Origin of the sequence: Nocardiopsis sp. CC223A (genome assembly GCF_030766825.1) — a bacterium.
In the GTDB taxonomy this organism is placed as follows: Bacteria; Actinomycetota; Actinomycetes; order Streptosporangiales; family Streptosporangiaceae; genus Nocardiopsis.
Genome location: NZ_JASFDV010000025.1, coordinates 28,679 through 44,677 on the forward strand (window position 1 = coordinate 28,679; position 15,999 = coordinate 44,677).

Sequence of the window (15,999 nt, forward strand, 5' to 3'; positions counted from 1 at the left end):
CCCTGGGCGGTAAGTTCCCCGCCGGTAACTATGATTCTTAGGGAAGATCCAAGGCTTTTCCACTCGAAATCGGGTGAAGATCGTCGTTTCTTTCCGTACCATGAACGCATGGCGTACTTTGGTGCTGAAGAAATACCGTCTTTGACAGGTGACCTGGATCTCGTCACCTTTGGCCAGCGGCTCCGTCATCTTCGTCGAGCGCGCGGCATGACCCTCTCTGACCTGGGAGAACGCGTGGGCAGGGCGCCTTCCCAGCTCTCCCTGCTGGAGAACGGCAAACGCGAGCCCAAGCTCTCCCTTCTCACGTCCCTTGCCTCCGCCCTCGGCGTCTCCGTCGAAGAACTTCTCTCCAAGCAGCCCCCCAGCCGGCGCGCACAGCTGGAGATCGCGGTCGAGGAGGCCCAGCGCGACCCCGTCTACCAGACCCTCAACCTGCCCCACCTCAAGGTCGGCAAGCGGGTCCCCAACGACGTGCTCGAACACATCGTGGGCCTGTACGACGAGCTCAAGCGCCGCAGCGCCAAACCCACCGCCACCCCCGAGGAGGCCCGCCGGGCCAACGCGGACCTGCGCCGCCAGATGCGCGAACGCGGCAACTACTTCGAGCACATCGAGAAGGCCGCCGCCGAGACCCTCGACGCCGTCAACTACAGCGCCGGCGCGCTCTCCCAGGGCCAGATCCTCGCCATCGCCACCCACCACGGGTTCAGCCTCCGCTACGTCCAGGACCTGCCCCGCTCGGTGCGCTCCCTCACCGACCACATCAACCGGCGCATCTACCTCAAGCGCGAGACCACCCTGGGCATGCACAGCCCGCGCACGATCCTGCTCCAGACCCTGGGCCACGTCGTGCTGGGCCACCAGCGGCCCAAGGACTTCGGCGACTTCCTGCGCCAGCGGGTGGAGGCCAACTACTTCGCGGCGGCCGTCCTCATCCCCGAGTCCACCTCGGTCACCTACCTCCAGGAGGCCAAGCACGCCCGTGACCTGTCCGTCGAGGACCTGCGCGACGTCTACTCGGTGTCCTACGAGATGGCGGCGCACCGGTTCACCAACCTGGCCTACCGCCACCTCGACCTGGTCTGCCACTTCATCCGCAACGACGAGACCGGCATCATCTACAAGGCGTACGAGAACGACGGGCTGGTCTTCCCCACCGACGAGACCGGCGCCATCGAAGGCCAGCGCATGTGCCGCCAGTGGTCGGGGCGCCAGGTGTTCGCCTCCCCGGACCGGTACTCGATCTACTACCAGTACACCGACAAGCCCAACGGCACCCACTGGTGCGTGGCGCACGTCGACCCCAGCCGGGAGCGCAACTTCGCCATCACCCTGGGCGTGCCCTACAAGGAGTCGCGCTGGTTCCGGGGTCGGGAGACCACCAACCGCACCAAGTCCAACTGCCCCAACGGCGAGTGCTGCGTGCGCCCGCCGGCGGAGATGACCGCCCGCTGGGAGGGCAACGTGTGGCCGTCGGCGCGCGCCCACTCCCACGTCCTGTCGGCACTGCCCTCGGGCACCTTCCCCGGTGTGGACGAGCACGACGTCTACACGTTCCTGGAGAAGTACGCCCACGAGGACTGACTGTGAGGACGTGCGGTGGCTTCTCCGGCGGCCCCGGCCTGTGGAGGTGCCTGTCGGTGCCGGAGGGTGTTCCGTGCGGGTCTGTCGGCCGAGCGCATCGGTGCCCGGGCCTGTGCCGGGGGAGGGGTGTTCCGTGCGGGGGTGTCGGTTCGCCCGGGGTGGTCCGTGGCGGGTCGCGGGGTCGCGCGGCGGGCCTGTCCGGTGGCCCCGGCCTGTGGAGGTGCCTGTCGGTGCCGGAGGGTGTTCCGTGCGGGTCTGTCGGCCGAGCGCATCGGTGCCCGGGCCTGTGCCGGGGGAGGGGTGTTCCGTGCGGGGGTGTCGGTTCGCCCGGGGTGGTCCGTGGCGGGTCGCGGGGGCGCGCGGCGGACCTGTCCGGTGGCCCCGGCCCGTCGGCGGACCGGCGGCGACCGGCACCGACGCGGAAGGCCCGCCCGGAGGCTCCGGGCGGGCCTTCCTCTCGTCGGCGGGGCCGGTTACAGCTCGACCTCGTCGCCGCCGATGGTCACCACGAGTCGGCCGTCGGAGTCGAAACCCCAGTCCAGCGACCCGGAGTACTGGGAGCAACGGGAACCGTTGGAACCGTCCCAGAACTGGTTCGAGCCGTCGGCGTCGCCCTCGAAGCGGTCGCTGGAACCGCCGTCGCACGAGGTGTTGCCGCGGAACACCGAGTCGCCGCCGTCGAACTGGAAGTTGCGCTCCTCGCTGCCGATGCCCAGGTTGTCCGAGACCGTCATGCTGCCGGGGTTCGAGTTGTAGGTGAACCCGTGCTTGCCGTTGTCGAAGGCGATGCTGTGGTGGATGTGGTGGTCCACCGCGATGTCCGAACCCCCGAGCTTGAACCCGTTGCGGTCGCCGTCCGAGTGCTGGGAGCCGTCCGAGAGCGAACCGTTGCCCAACGCCAGGGAGTGCTCGATGGTCACCTCGCCGATGGGCCCCGTGTCCGACTTCGTGTACAGGTCGTAGCCGTCGTCGATGTTGTTGTACGCCACGGTGTAGCGGAACACGTTGCCGTCCCCGACCGTGAGCTTCGGGGCGAACCCGTCGGCGTCCTCACCGTCGGAGTCGGCGTTGTCGTGCGAGACCGAGCTGACGATCAGGTTGTCCGAGGGCCACTCCGACCGGGGAGCCCCCGCGGTGTACCGCGACAGCTGCAATCCGCTGTCGCGGTTGAACCGGGTGGTCACCCGCTCGATGATGTTGTCGTTGCCGCCCAGCAGGATCCCGTTGTCACCGGCGCGCTCGACGATGAGCCCGTTGATGTGCCACCGGTCGCCGCCGATGGCGAGCCCGCGGTTGGCCGAGTCCTCGCTCTGCGCCGAGAAGTCCAGCACGGGGGTCTCGCCGGGGTAGGCGAACAGCTCGTTGCGGTCGCCCGCCAGGCCGTCGTTCCCCGGCTCGATGTGCACCGTCTCGGAGAGGCCGTAGGTGCCGCCGCGCAGGTAGATCGTCCCGCCGGGCTCGATCCGGTCGATCGCCGAGGTGAGCGTCGTCGGGTCGGACTCGGTGCCGGAGGCGCCGTCGCTTCCGTTCGGGGCCACGAAGAGCTCGTCGCCCGAGGGCTGGGGGGTCTGGCCGCCGTCGCCGTCGTCACCATCCCCGTCCCCGCCGTCGCCGTCTCCGCCGCCACCCGACGGCGTGCCGGCGTAGGTCTCGAACTCGGCGATGCGCGGCGTGCCGTCCGAACCGGTGATCTCGAAGTCGATCTTGCGCAGCGACGTCGGCTCGAAGGTGATGACGCCCGCTCCGCTGCCGGTCGCCAGGACGGTACCGCTGTCGTGGTCGACGACCCGCCAGGAGCCGACGTTGCCCTCGGCCCCGGCCGCCTCGCGGATGTTGATCGTGGACACCGTGGTGTCGGAGCCCCACTTGACCGAGATGCGGCCGGTCGAGCCGCTCGGCGACCAGTAGGTGCCCATGTCACCGTCGATGACGTTCCCGTAGCTGGTCCCGTCGCCCTTGCCGGAGCCGTCGGCGCCGGCACCGATGCTGAGGTTGGTCCCACCGGGGGGATCGGTCGGGTCCGGGTCCGTCGGGTCCGGGTCGGTCGGGTCCGGGTCCGTGGGATCGGGGTCGGTGGGATCGGGGTCGGTCGGCTCCTGCCCCGCGCAGTCGCCGTCCGAGACCTGGTTGCCCTTGCCCGCGCCGGCGATCTGCCCCAGCATCGCGGGCACGCAGTCGGCGTCGTCGAGCTCGTAGGGGTACGGGATGCTCACCGACGTGGTGGACTGCGGGTCGGGACCGGCCGGGTAGTTCTCGTCGCCCTCGTCGGACCAGGTCACGTTGTCGAAGACGTTGCCGCCGACCTGCCAGGAGCCCCGCTCGTTGGTGTAGAAGGTGCCCAGGACGTCCCGGGAGTCCTGGAAGTAGTTGTTCTCCACCTTCGCGCTCGCACCGGCCCGGGAGTTGATCCCGGACTTCACGATGCCGACGTAGTGGTTGTTGTACATGTGCCCGACGCCGCCGCGCAGCAGGGGCGTGCGCGACTCGATGTTCTCGTACACGTTGTGGCTGTACGTGACGAAGCCGTTGGAGCGGTCGCTCTCGCTGGACCCCACCAGGCCGCCGCGGCCGGAGTTGCGCAGGACGCTGTAGGAGAGGGTGACGTACCGGGTGTCGTTCTTCATGTCGAAGAGGGCGTCGTAGCCCTCCGACTCCCCGCCCGACGCCTCCAGGGTGACGTGGTCGACCCAGACGTTGCGGACGCCCGCCTCCATCCCGATGGCGTCGCCGCCGTTCGACGTGGGCGAGCCGGACTTCTTGACGTTCCGGACGGTCACGTTCTGGATGATGATGTTGCCGGACTCCCGGATGTGGATGCCCAGCTCGTCGAACACGGCTCCGCCGCCGACGCCCACGATCGTGACGTTGCTGATCTTCTTCAGCTCGATCACGTCGTCGGCCGTGTCGCAGCCGTCGCCCGACACCTTGGAGGTGTTGCCGTGGTCGATGGTGCCCTCCACCTCGATGATGATCGGGGTGGAGGTGTCGGGCCGCTCGCACAGGGCCTCGTGGATCTGGGTGCCGGTGGTGGCGCGTACCGTCTGTCCGCCCGCGCCTCCGGTGGTCCCGCCGTTCTGTGTCGCGTAGCCGGTGGCCTCACCGGTCTGCGCCGAGGCCTGGGCCGTCGACAGCGTCAGACCGCCGGCGACCAGAGTCGCCGCGGCCAGCGTCGATACCACCCGACGTGTGCTTGATCGTCTCACCGCTTCCCCTTTCTGGGGGACGAGTGTGGGGTGTGTCACCACCGAGAATTAGGGAAAGCGCTTTCCCCGTCAAGAGGGTCAGTCGCCCTTTTTCGGGAAACCCGAATGCCGCGAACTCTTCGCATGTGCGTAACCAGCGATTTCGCCGAATTCGACGCGGAATTTAGGATCGGGTACCAAGAAGTACGCGATCGGTGATGCCGCCCCGCGGTCGTGCGAGGACTCTCATGCGCCGCTCCACCAGTGGTGATGGCTCCGGGCGGTGCTTCGCTCGCCCCTGTCGGCCGGGGCGGGCGCGCCCCGGCCCGCGGAGCGGTCCCCTCCGGGCGGGGTGTGCGAATGTCCGTGTGGGGCGGTTCCGGGCTCCGTTCGGAGGGGCCTCGTGGGTCCGCTCTGCGTTCGGATGTTACGGAAAGCGCTATCCCTCGTGGTGTCCGTCGAGCCCTGCCCGGGCGGGCCGCGCGCTCCGGGGCGGAGGCCGCCCCGGGCGGTGGACTCAGTCGTCCGGAATGAGGGCCAGGGGCCGCGCCGAGTGGTGGATCCACCGGCCCCGGGTCCGGTACAGGCGGGCGCTCTCCCAGCCCTCGCCGGGGCGGCGCCCCAGCCGCAGGGAGGACCAGGACCACCGCCAGCGCAGGAACTCGCCGGTGTGCACGTTGATGCGCTCGCCGTGGTGCAGGCTGGGCCGGAAGGTGACCCAGGTGACCTCCACCCACAGGTCGCCGGGATCGGGGTCGGGCAGGGTGACCGACAGGTGCAGGGGCTCGGAGTCGGGGGAGACCCGGTTCTTGCGGACGCGCGGGCGCAGCCCGGCGGCGGAGGCGCCCCGCAGGGTGCAGACCACGCTGTAGACGGTGCCGCGTCCCTCGGACAGGACGTGGACGTCGACCCGGCCCGGGCGCGGCGGATCGGTGGCGGTGCGCGGCGAGGACGGGGTGATGTGGCGGCGCACCCGCCAGGCGTGCTGCGGGGCCTTGAGCCATTCCAGGCGCCACAGGACGATGCCGGCCGTCGCCGCGACCAGCGAGAAGAGCAGGGTCAGAACCTCCACCCGGCCACGGTAACCCGCCGCGTCCCACCGTCCCGCCCCGGACACACGGGCGGCCCGCGGTGATCGGTGGCCGGGGCGCTGGACTCCGCCACTGCCGCCGGCCCGCCTGCGCCGCCGCCCCGCCGCCCCGACCGACCCATCACAGCGACCGATCCGCCTGCGCCGGACCGTCGGCGGTACCGGGGAGGATGGGGCCGACGAACGGAAGGAACACGGTGAACGTTACGAGCAAAGGCGTCGGTGTGACCGAGGTCGGACCCGACGAGGGGCACCCGGTGCTGCTCCTGCACCCGTGGTGGGGTGTCACCCCGGCGGTACTGGAGTGGGCCGACGCCCTGGCGGCCGCGGGCCGCCGGGTGGTGGTCCCGGACCTGTACGGCGGGCGGGTCGTCGACACGATCGCCGAGGCCGAGGCCCTGGCCGAAGGCCTGGACCACGGCACCGCGCTGGCGGAGCTGGGCGTGATCGCGGACGGGCTGTCCGGCCGGGGGCTGCCCTGGGCGGCGATGGGATTCTCCCTGGGCGCGTTCTTCGCCGCGCGGCTCGCCGGTCGCGGTGCGGCCGGGCCGGACGAGCTGGTGCTGTTCTACGGCGGATGGTCGCCCGGGGGAGGGGTGGAGCGCACCGGGCGGGTGGAGCTGCACCGGGTGCCGGACGACCCGTACTTCACGGAGGATGAGGTGGCGGAGACCGTCGAGGGGTTCCGCCGCGCGGGTGTCGAGCCGGAGGTCCACGTGTACGAGGGGGCGGGCCACTGGTTCGCCGAACGGGGCGCCCCCGGGTTCGACGGGGACGCCCACGCGCTCGCCCGTTCCCGCGTGATCGGGCGGCTGGGCGGATAGCGGATGGCCGCCGGGCGGCCGGCGGCCATCCGGCCGGGCGCCCGTGCCGCTGCGCTCCGCACCCCCGTATCCCGCCCCGCGGTCCCGTCGAGGCCCGGTGTTCCCGTGCCCTTCCCCTGTTCTTCCCCGGTTGGCCGGGGGCGGCGATTGTGCCGGGACACCCTTGGTGTTACCGTTGGTAACACGAGTTGACCTCCCCCCTCCCCCGGAGGGTCCGACAAAGGATGTAAGCGCATGAGTGAGGCCACCGCGCCCGCCTTCAGCCTGGAACCGAGCGAGGACGTCCGCGAGGTCCGGGACTGGGCCCACGGGTTCGCCGCCGACGTCATCCGCCCCGCCGCCGCCGAATGGGACGAGCGGGAGGAGACCCCCTGGCCGATCATCCAGGAGGCCGCCAAGATCGGCCTCTACTCCCTCGACTTCTTCGCCAACCAGTGGCTGGAGCCCAGCGGCCTGGGCATCCCGGTCGCCTTCGAGGAGCTGTACTGGGGCGACCCGGGCATCGCGCTGGCCATCACCGGCACCGGCCTGGCCGCCGTCTCCGTCGCCGCCAACGGCACCCAGGAACAGATCTTCGAGTGGACGCCGCAGATGTTCGGCACCGCCGACGACATCAAGCTCGCCGCGTTCTGCTCCTCCGAGCCCGACGCGGGCAGCGACGTCTCCGCCATCAGGACCCGCGCCGTCTACGACGCGGCCAAGGACGAGTGGGTCCTCAACGGCACCAAGACCTGGGCCACCAACGGCGGCATCGCCGACGTCCACGTGGTCGTCGCCTCCGTCGACCCCGAACTGGGCTCGCGCGGCCAGGCCACCTTCATCGTCCCGCCGAACACCCCCGGCCTGAGCCAGGGGCAGAAGTTCGCCAAGCACGGCATCCGCGCCTCCCACACCGCCGAGGTGGTCCTGGACGACGTGCGCGTCCCCGGCGCCTGCCTGCTGGGCGGCAAGGAGAAGCTCGACGAGCGCATCGCCCGCGCCCGCGAGGGGCAGCGCTCCAAGGGCCAGGCCGCGATGAAGACCTTCGAGGCCTCCCGCCCCACCGTCGGCGCCATGGCCGTGGGCTGCGCCCGCGCCGCCTACGAGTACGCCCTGGAGTACTCCACCCAGCGCGAGCAGTTCGGCAGGCCCATCGGCGACAACCAGGGCGTGGCCTTCCTGCTCGCCGAGATGGCCACCCGCATCGACGCCGCCCGCCTGCTGGTGTGGCGGGCCGCCTGGATGGCCCGCAACGGCAAGGACTTCGACAGCGCGCAGGGCTCCATGAGCAAGCTCTACGCCAGCGAGACCGCGACCTTCGTGACCCAGAACGCGGTGCGCATCCTCGGCGGGAACGGCTACACGCGGGAGTACCCCGTGGAGCGCTGGCACCGCGACGCCACCATCTTCACCATCTTCGAGGGCGCCAGCGAGATCCAGAAGCTCATCATCGGCCGCGCCGTCACCGGACTCCCCGTCCGCTGACGGGAGGTGGGCGGCCCGCGCCGCCCTCCTCCGTGACCGGCCCTCTGTGACCGGCCCGGCGGGGCGCTCCGACGGGGACCCCGGTCCCCGGCCCCGCCCGGGTCCGAAACTTGTGCGGAGCCGTCGTGGCCTGCGGGCCGCCGCCGTTCCGCGGGCGCACCCGCACCGGGCCCTCGCCGCTTCGTGCCCGCGGCGCGGATGTGCCAGGATTCCGGATATGCCCGGCACCGCACCCCCCGCCGACCCGCACCCCGCGTCCGCTCTGGCCGTTCTGAGCGCGCTCCTGGACCGCTCCCTCGCACAGATCGAGGACGCCACCGCGGACGCCCGGTTCCACGACCGGGAGACCGTCCGCGCCACCGCGGACGTCTGGGACGACAACACCCGTGCCCTCTTCGTCTCCGCCCTGGGCCGCACCCGCCGCTCCCGGGACCGGCGCGCCCGCCGGGCCCTGCGGTGGATGGCCGACCTCGGACCCGCACGCCGCGCCTGGATGGCGGCGAGCGCGGCCGAGGCGGGCCATGGGGCCGATGCGCTGCCGAAGCCCGCACAGGAGGACTCCGGCGGTTCCGCCCCCTCGGTCCTCCCGGTGACCGGCGGCGTCGCCGAGGGGCTGGCCGCCGACCACCGCCTGGACACGGCCACGGTCAGCACGTTCTCGGTGGAGCGGCGGGGCACCCGGCTGACCGCCCGGGTCGTCCTCACGGCGGAACGCGCCCGCCGGGAGCCGGAGGGGACCGGCGCGGAGGGCGAGGGGGCGGCCGACCTGGTCGTGCACCTGCCCGAGGTGGACGAGGTCCGCTTCGACACCCGCGACGTTCCCGGCGCCCGCCTGTCCTGCGACCACCACGGGGTCACGGTGGCCTTCGGCGACGGCCTGTTGCGCGGACCCGCCGCCACAGTGGAGGTCCGCGGGGCCTTCCGGGGTTTCGAGCCGCCGGTGGTCACCCGGAGCTGGTCGCCCCCGCCCCCGCCCTTTCCCGAACCCGCCCGAAGACGGGACCGGGGCCGCGAGGTGCGCCCCGTCACGGGGGAGGTCCACGGTCCCGCCGCCCGGGCCGTCTGCCACCTGCTCATCTGGACCATGATGAGGATCCGCTCGTCCGGCGGCCATCCCGGTCGGAGCACCACGACCCCGGTGCCCGCCCTGTGCCGGGCCCTGGCCGGGGCGGGCACGGACATCGCCGCGGCCGCGGCGCACCTCACCCGGGGGCGGCGCGAACGGGCCTTCCGCGACCTGGCCCTGACCTGGGTCCGCCGCGGCGGACCCGAGACGGCCGCCCACTTCGACCGGGCGCTGGACGCGGTGTCCCGCACCTCGGGCGTCGACGAGCTGGAGGCGGCCCGGCGGCTCGTCCGCGAACTGCGCGGGCAGGACGGGGCCCCGGTGCCGCCGACCGCCCCGGGGCGGGAGCCCGACGTGCCCTCCGCCGCCGCCCTGCGCCTGGTCTCCTACACCGCCGGGCGGTCATGGGAGGGCGGCACCCTGGGTCCCGACGCCACCGTCCACCTGGCGGCCCCCGCCGATCCCGCCGACCCGGGCGCGCCCTGGCGGCTGCGGATCCTGCACGCCCACGCGCCCGACCGGGTGCGGGTGTCCACCCCGGCGTTCCGCGGCACCCTGCGGCCCCGCACTATCGACGACCACGACGGCCGCGCCACCCTGGTCGCGGCGGACGGCGCATTGGAGGTCCGGGGCGGCTGGCGCTGACCGGCGGCCCCGCGGTCCGCGCCCGCTACTTCGCCCAGCCCGCGGTGCGCGGGCTGATCGACGCCGGGCCGGCGGGCGATTCGGGGTGCTTCATCGACGTGTTCGACCGCTCCCGGGAGGAGTACGTCGCCGACGCCCGTGACGGGGTCGGCCTCGGCTTCGCCTCCCTGGACCCGGACGGCACCTGGTACGACCCCGACGAACAGGCCGGGGTGCGGGCGCCGGTCACCCAGGAGAGCCGGATCGCCCGCCGCCGCGCCCACCTGGACCGGGTGGTGCCGTTGCCGGACGCGGTGCCCGGCGACGCCTACGTCGTCACGGTGGACCACCACTCCTGACCGGGGCGTCCGCGGCGTTCGGGAACGGGCGGCCGCCGTGCCCGCGGGGAACGACGGAACCGCCCCACCGGGACCGCCCGGCCGTGGTGGCCGCCGCCGCGGCCGCGCGGAACGAGGCGTTCAGGGCCGGGGCGTGAGCAGGCGGAGCGCCGCGTCGGCGGCCGCCTCCTCCGCACGGGCCGGGACGGTCCCGCCCCCCGCCAGGTGCCGGCGCACCAGGGCCAGGGGCAGGTCCACCACCGCCGTCCGCACCCGTTCCAGGGCCGTGTCGGCCGGTTCCCCGGGCGCGCGCAGCCGCTCGGCGACGGCCACGACGGCCGTTCCCAGCCGGGCGTTCCCGCGGTCCCGTCGCTCCCGCGCGTCGGGCGGCCACCGCTCCGCCTCGAAGTCGGCGTCCGAGTACAGCAGGACGCGCGCCCGGTCCGGGGCGGCCCGGCTCCAGGCCAGCACGTGCCGGGCCGCGTCGGCGGCCGCCGCCAGCGGGTCCTGCGCGGCCAGGGCCGCGGAGCACCCCTCCTGGAAGTCGGTCAGCGCGCCCAGCCATACCGCCGCCAGCAGCGCGGGCCGCCCCGGGAACCGGTGGTAGACCGATCCGCTGGGCGCTCCCGCCTCCCGTGCCACGGCCGCCATGGTCACCGCCGCGGGACCGCCCCGGGCCGCCAGCGCGGTCGCGGCGGCCACGAGGACGTCGGAGTCGAAGCGCGCGGGTCTTCCCATGGTGCCGACTTTATGCTGAACTTGGTTTTAGAGACATCCCTCTAAAAAGATGGGAGCGCACCGATGCGCGTCCGCAACCTGCACCAGCGACACCTCGCGGCGACCCCTGAACAGGTCGGCGCCCTGGTCGACGGCCTGTCCTCGCCCGACGACGCCCTCTGGCCCGACGACTGGCCCGCCCTGCGGCTGGACCGGCCCCTGGGGGTCGGCGCGGCGGGCGGGCACGGCCCCGTCCGCTACACCGTCACCGACCACACGCCGGGTCGGCACGTGCGGTTCCGCTTCACGGCCCCGCGCGGGTTCGACGGGTTCCACGAGTTCACCGTCGAACCCGCGGACGGCGGCACCGTGCTGCGCCACCTGCTGGTCATCCGGGCGCACGGCCCGGCCCTGCTCACCTGGCCCCTGGTGTTCGGGCCCCTGCACGACGCCCTGCTGGAGGACGGCCTCGACCGCGCCGAGCGCACCCTCACCGGCACCGTCCGCACACCCGCCCGGTGGAGCCCGTACGTCCGGCTGCTGCGCACGGCGATGGCGCGCGCCGGCCGGGGGCGCCGGAATCCCCTGGGCGATCGGGCGACCCTTCCCTAGGATGGGCGGCGGCGCGCCATCCACCCCCCTCAGGAGACCCGTGTCCCACCTCCCCCTGCTGTTCCTGGACGTCGACGGCCCCCTCAACCCGTTCCGGGCCCCGGCCCAACGCCGACCCGACGGCTACACCACCCACCGCCTGCGCCCCCGGGGCTGGGAGGACTCCCCCAAGCCCCTGCGGGTGTGGTTGCGGCCCGACCACGGCGAACGCCTGCTCGCCCTGCCCTACACCCTGGTCTGGGCCACCACCTGGGAGTACGACGCCAACACGATGATCGGCCCCGTCATCGGACTGCCCGAACTGCCGGTGGTGGAGCTTCCCCACTGGTCCAGCGCCACCGGCGGGCTCTGCTTCAAGACCACCACCCTGGTCGGGTACGCCGACGGGCGGCCCTTCGCCTGGGTCGACGACATGATCACCGACCACGACGCCGACTGGGTGCACCGCCACCACCCGTCCTCGGCCCTGCTGCACCGGGTGGACCCGCGGATCGGGCTGCTCGACACCGACTTCCGGCGCCTGGAGGAGTGGCCGCCCGCCCACCTGGCCGCCGCCCTCCCCGAGGAGGACTGACCCCGGCGGGGCCGCCGACCCGTCCGCCGGAGCGGAGCGGCGGCGTCCCCGGCCGGGCGCCGCTCTTTCCTTCACCCCTGCGCGATGCCACTTCCGGTCCGTGTGCTCCCGGGAGACCCCTGCTCGGTTGTGCTCGCCGGTGGCGGTGGCGGTGGCGGTGGCGGTGGTCGCCCGGCCGGGCGCCGCCCTTTCCTTCGCCCACTGCGCGGTGCGGGTCCCCCCACCGTGTTTCCGGGATGCCCCTGCCCGGCCGCGTCCGCCCCCGGGCGCGGTGGCCCCGGACCGGGCCGGACCCGTGCGGACGGGGTCCGGGGTGACCCGGCGGAGCGCGGGGAACCGACCAGGCGGCCGGTGGATGGTGTCCCACCGAGTGATGCGACTTTTCCGGTCCTGTTCTCACGGACGCACGTCGGCGATGTCCGCCGGGTCGGTGTGCCGCCGCCTTCGGCGACGATCTCATCCCGGTCAGCGGGCCGCCGGCGCGTGATGGACCTTCAGCGCCCACCGGCATCGCGATGACCTGTAAGCCTGTAAGGAGGCGGCCGGGCGAAAGTCGCACCACCCCAGGAGACGTGACCGGCCGGTGCCGTGCGGACGGGGTCCGGGGGCGTCCTGGCGGCGGGAAACGTCCCACCTCTACTCTGGAGTGATGCACGCCACCACGGGCAACGACGCCCCCACCATCACCATCCCCACCACGCACAACGGCCCCGACGGCTCCGGCAACGGCGGCTACAGCGCCGGACTGCTGGCCGCCCGCCTGACCGCCGCCGGCGGCCCGGCCGTGCAGGTCACCCTGCGGGTCCCGCCGCCCCTGGGCCGACCCCTGACCGTCGAAGAGGAGGACGGGGCGCCCGTGCGGCTCATCGACCCCGAGGCCGCCGACGCCAAGGCCCGGCTCGTCGCCGAGGCCGAGACCGTCGCCGCCCCCGACACCCCCGCGGTCCCCGGCGGGCCCGTCGACCCGGCCGCCGCCGCGGACGCCGAGGGCCGCTTCGCGGGCCTGGACCTGCACCCCTTCCCCCGCTGCTACAGCTGCGGACCCGAGCGCGCCGAGGGCGAGGGCCTGCGCCTGTTCGCCGGCCAGGTCCGCCCGGGCCACGGTCCCGACGGGGTCGGCAACACCGTCGCCTGCACCTGGACCCCGCACCCCTGCCTGGACGACGGTTCCGGCACCGTCGGCCTGCCCGACGTGTGGGCCGCCCTGGACTGCCCCGGCGGCTGGTCCAGCGACGTCGCCGGCCGCCCCGCCGTCCTGGGCCGCATCACCGTCCGGACCCTGCACGCGCCCCGGATCGGCCGCACGTACGTGGTCGCCGGCCACCTGGACTCCGTCGACGGCCGCAAGATCCGCACCGGCAGCGCCCTGTACGACGCCGACGGTCAGGTCCTCGCCCAGGCGTGGGCCACCTGGATCGCCCTGCGCGGCTGAGCCCCGCGCCCTGCCGGGCGAGCCCGCCGGGGCCGGGCGCCGCCGACGCCGCGGCCCCCGTGGGATCGCTCCCGGCGCGGGCGCCGGACCCCGCCACACCCTCTAAGCTCGAACGTTGTGGCCTACCAAGACGTGCGGCGGATCCCGATGACCGACAGCGACGACGTCCCCGGCACCGCGCCCGTGTCGGACACCCCTCCGGCACCCCGCGCCCGCGGCGGGCGGCGGAGCGGACGCGGGCGCGACCCCGAGCGCCGCCGCGCCATCCTCGACGCCGCCAACCGGGTCATCCAGCGCGACGGCCCCGACGCCTCCATGATCGCCATCGCCGCCGAGGCCGGGATCAGCAAACCCATCCTCTACCGGCACTTCGGCGACAAGAGCGGCCTGTACCGGGCGCTGGCCTCCCGCCACGTCGACCCCCTCATCGGGCGGATCCGCGACGAGCTGCACCAGCACACCGAGTTCGAGGTACGCGCCCGGGCCACCGTCGGCGCCTACCTGTCGATGATCTCCCAGAACCTCAACCTGTACCGCTTCCTCATGGACCGGGCCACCTCCGAGGACCAGCGCACCCGCAGCGACCTGGGCATGATGGTGCGCCGCCTGGGCGAGGAACTGGCCGAGCTCCTGGTCGGCGAGGGCCGCATCGCCGGGCGGCTGCGCGCCCAGATCGCCGCGCACGCCATCGTCGGGATGGTGCAGGCGGCGGGGGAGTGGTGGCTGGAGCACCCCGAGGTCGGCGCGGAGGAGATCATCGACCACCTCACCGCCGCGGTGGTCGGCGCGGTGCAGGGCAGCAGCGACCAGGCCTGACGCCCCGGGGCCGCACCGCCCGGGGCCCGTTCGGGGAAGCCGTTCGGGAACGGCCCTTGACCTGGAGTGCGCTCCAGGTCCCATGCTTGACCCGTGAAGGACTACTACACCCCCGGGGAGATCGCCGAGCGCTTCGATCTCACCCTCGACACGCTGCGCTACTACGAGAAGGCCGGGCTGCTGCGCCGGGTGGACCGGGCGCCCAGCGGCCACCGCCGCTACCGCACCGACGACGTCGAACTCCTCCACCTCATCCGCTGCCTGCGCGACACCGACATGCCCATCGCCCGGCTGCGCGAGTTCGCCGAACTCGTCCGCTCCGGGGACCACACCATCCCCGAGCGCCTGGACGTGCTCCAGGAGCACAAGAACCGGCTCGACGCCCGCATCGCCGAGCTCATCGACCGCCAGGGCGCCATCGAGCACAAGATCGACTACTACCTCGGCGTCCTCTCCGACCGCGCCGCCCAGACCGCCCACACCCTCAAGGACGAGAACTGATGCGTTACACCGAGATCGGCGGCCGCAAGGCCAGCGCCCTGTGCCTGGGCGCCATGAAGTTCGGCAGCCAGACCGACGACGCCGCCTCCGCGGCCCTGCTGGACCGGTTCATGGAGGCGGGCGGCACCTTCGTCGACACCGCCGACTGCTACCAGTACTGGGTCGACGGCTTCAAGGGGCACGAGAGCGAGGTCTTCCTGGGCCGCTGGCGGCGCGAGCGCGGCATCACCGACGAGGTCGTCATCGCCACCAAGCTCGGCGCCCAGCCCACCGTTCCCGGGGGCGGCCCCGAATCCTGGGAGGGGCTGTCCGCCGAGGCCGTCGCCACCGCCGTCGAACGCAGCCGGCGGCGGCTGGGCGTGGACCGCATCGACCTGCTGTACACGCACAAGGAGGACCCGAACACCCCGCTTGAGGAGACGATGGCGGCCCTGTCCCGGTCCGTCGACGAGGGCGCGGTCGCGCAGCTGGGCATGAGCAACCACCGCACCTGGCGGCTGGAGCGCGCCCGGGCCGCGGCACAGGCCCACGGGCACCGGGTGACCGCTCTGCAATACCGGTACAGCTACCTACAGCCCCGCCACGAGGTGCAGCTGGAGTCCCTGGGGTTCACCCACGTCACCCCCGAGCTGCTGGACTACGTGAGCGCCGAGAACGCCGCCGGGCGCGACCTGGTCCTGACGGTGTACACCCCGCTGCTCGGCGGGGCCTACGCCCGGCCCGAACGCGCCGCCGACCTCGGCCCCGCCTACGACCACCCGGGCACCCGCAACCGGCTGGCCGCGCTCGACGAGGTCGCCCGCCAGACCGGCGCGACCCGCAACCAGGTGGTGCTGGCCTGGCTCATCGGCGGCGGGATCGTCCCCGTGATCGGGGCCAGCCGGGCCGAACAGCTCGACGAGGCGGTGGAGGCCGCCGACCTCGAACTCACCCCGGAGCAGTGCGAGACCCTCGACGCGGCCCACTGACCGGTCCGGACCGGCCGCCGCCCGGGCCCGCCCCGGCGCACCGGGGCGCACCGGGCCCGCCCTGGCGCCCCGGTGCGCCGGGGCGCGGCCGGAAGCGGACACCCACCGGCCCCGCGCGCCGCGGCCGACCCGTACCGGTCCCGGATCCGGGCAGGTCGGACCGGGTAAGGGCAGGTGGGAGCGGACGCCCGGGGTCTCCCACCGCTC

14 protein-coding genes are annotated in these 15,999 nt (G+C 73.5%); 11 read left to right on the forward strand and 3 right to left on the reverse strand.

Annotated elements, in window-relative coordinates:
- Positions 1-141 precede the first annotated feature (141 nt).
- On the forward strand, positions 142-1,584 hold the full coding sequence (locus tag QJS33_RS12665; RefSeq protein WP_306368131.1) for a helix-turn-helix domain-containing protein: 1,443 nt from the start codon (positions 142-144) through the stop codon (positions 1,582-1,584).
- Positions 1,585-2,057: 473 nt separating this feature from the next.
- On the opposite strand, the gene QJS33_RS12670 is transcribed toward QJS33_RS12665, so the two are convergent.
- Both QJS33_RS12670 and QJS33_RS12675 read right to left on the reverse strand, forming a co-directional pair.
- Positions 2,058-4,787: a polysaccharide lyase family 1 protein gene (locus QJS33_RS12670; RefSeq protein ID WP_372339648.1), complete on the reverse strand. Its 2,730-nt coding sequence runs from the start codon at positions 4,785-4,787 to the stop codon at positions 2,058-2,060.
- A gap of 496 nt (positions 4,788-5,283) precedes the next feature.
- Complete coding sequence (locus QJS33_RS12675) at positions 5,284-5,838, reverse strand: hypothetical protein (protein ID WP_306368133.1); 555 nt, start codon at positions 5,836-5,838, stop codon at positions 5,284-5,286.
- A gap of 242 nt (positions 5,839-6,080) precedes the next feature.
- Between QJS33_RS12675 and QJS33_RS12680 the strand changes: the two genes are divergently transcribed.
- From QJS33_RS12680 to QJS33_RS12695, 4 genes are all read left to right on the forward strand, one after another.
- Positions 6,081-6,680: a dienelactone hydrolase family protein gene (locus QJS33_RS12680; protein WP_306368134.1), complete on the forward strand. Its 600-nt coding sequence runs from the start codon at positions 6,081-6,083 to the stop codon at positions 6,678-6,680.
- A gap of 234 nt (positions 6,681-6,914) precedes the next feature.
- Positions 6,915-8,144, forward strand: a complete 1,230-nt coding sequence (locus tag QJS33_RS12685) for an acyl-CoA dehydrogenase family protein (protein WP_306368135.1) — start codon at positions 6,915-6,917, stop codon at positions 8,142-8,144.
- A gap of 217 nt (positions 8,145-8,361) precedes the next feature.
- Positions 8,362-9,855, forward strand: coding sequence for a hypothetical protein (locus QJS33_RS12690; protein ID WP_306368136.1), 1,494 nt, complete (start codon positions 8,362-8,364; stop codon positions 9,853-9,855).
- A 44-nt stretch (positions 9,856-9,899) separates the two neighbouring features.
- Positions 9,900-10,193: a hypothetical protein gene (locus QJS33_RS12695; RefSeq protein ID WP_306368137.1), complete on the forward strand. Its 294-nt coding sequence runs from the start codon at positions 9,900-9,902 to the stop codon at positions 10,191-10,193.
- 120 nt (positions 10,194-10,313) lie between these two features.
- Here QJS33_RS12695 and QJS33_RS12700 read toward each other — a convergent pair whose 3' ends face one another.
- A complete protein-coding gene (locus tag QJS33_RS12700; protein WP_306368138.1) occupies positions 10,314-10,910 on the reverse strand; it encodes a TetR/AcrR family transcriptional regulator in 597 nt (198 codons plus the stop codon).
- 63 nt (positions 10,911-10,973) lie between these two features.
- Between QJS33_RS12700 and QJS33_RS12705 the strand changes: the two genes are divergently transcribed.
- From QJS33_RS12705 to QJS33_RS12730, 6 genes are all read left to right on the forward strand, one after another.
- On the forward strand, positions 10,974-11,501 hold the full coding sequence (locus QJS33_RS12705) for an SRPBCC family protein (protein ID WP_306368139.1): 528 nt from the start codon (positions 10,974-10,976) through the stop codon (positions 11,499-11,501).
- Between the two features lie 40 nt (positions 11,502-11,541).
- Entirely contained in the window at positions 11,542-12,075 is a 534-nt protein-coding gene (locus tag QJS33_RS12710) for a hypothetical protein (RefSeq protein WP_306368140.1), read from the forward strand.
- 649 nt (positions 12,076-12,724) lie between these two features.
- Positions 12,725-13,507, forward strand: coding sequence for a hypothetical protein (locus tag QJS33_RS12715; protein WP_306368141.1), 783 nt, complete (start codon positions 12,725-12,727; stop codon positions 13,505-13,507).
- Positions 13,508-13,654: 147 nt separating this feature from the next.
- Entirely contained in the window at positions 13,655-14,323 is a 669-nt protein-coding gene (locus QJS33_RS12720; protein ID WP_306368179.1) for a TetR/AcrR family transcriptional regulator, read from the forward strand.
- A 93-nt stretch (positions 14,324-14,416) separates the two neighbouring features.
- Entirely contained in the window at positions 14,417-14,824 is a 408-nt protein-coding gene (locus QJS33_RS12725) for a MerR family transcriptional regulator (protein WP_306368142.1), read from the forward strand.
- Positions 14,824-15,792, forward strand: a complete 969-nt coding sequence (locus tag QJS33_RS12730; protein WP_306368143.1) for an aldo/keto reductase — start codon at positions 14,824-14,826, stop codon at positions 15,790-15,792. Before QJS33_RS12725 ends, QJS33_RS12730 begins: the two co-directional genes overlap by 1 nt.
- Positions 15,793-15,999 lie beyond the last annotated feature (207 nt).